Origin of the sequence: Bacillus sp. SIMBA_154, assembly GCF_046536015.1 — a bacterium.
In the GTDB taxonomy this organism is placed as follows: domain Bacteria; phylum Bacillota; class Bacilli; order Bacillales; family Bacillaceae; genus Bacillus; species Bacillus pumilus_P.
Genome location: NZ_JAWJBV010000073.1, coordinates 1 through 409, shown reverse-complemented (window position 1 = coordinate 409; position 409 = coordinate 1). Strand labels below are relative to the sequence as shown.

General features: G+C 52.3%; 1 pseudogene. It reads left to right on the top strand.

The features are described 5' to 3' along the window. A pseudogene (locus R0K30_RS21145) lies at window positions 1–374 on the top strand (hypothetical protein); the annotation flags it as partial. Window positions 375–409: the final 35 nt, after the last annotated feature.

Sequence of the window (409 nt, the reverse complement as noted above, 5' to 3'; positions counted from 1 at the left end):
GTGACAATGGACAATCTGCCTTTGAGATCTGGGAAGCCTTACCAGGCAATACTGGCTTGACCGTACAAGACTTTATTGATTCGCTAAAAGGCGACACTGGTGCCTCCGCCTATGAAGTATGGGAAGGGTTGGCTGGTAACGCTGGTAAGACTGAAGCGGAGTTTATTGAAGCCATTACCGGTCCACAAGGTATTGCAGGTGCCACCGGTGCTGATGGTGCCTCCGCCTTTGAGGTTTGGCAAGCCATTCCAGGCAATGGCAGCTTGACCGTACAGGACTTCATCAATGACATCACCGGTACTGAGGGTGACAATGGACAATCTGCCTTTGAGACCTGGGCGGTCACACCGCGGCTGATAGGGTGTAAGAAATGAATGTGCGTACCAGCAAGACCAGCTGGACGCTTACC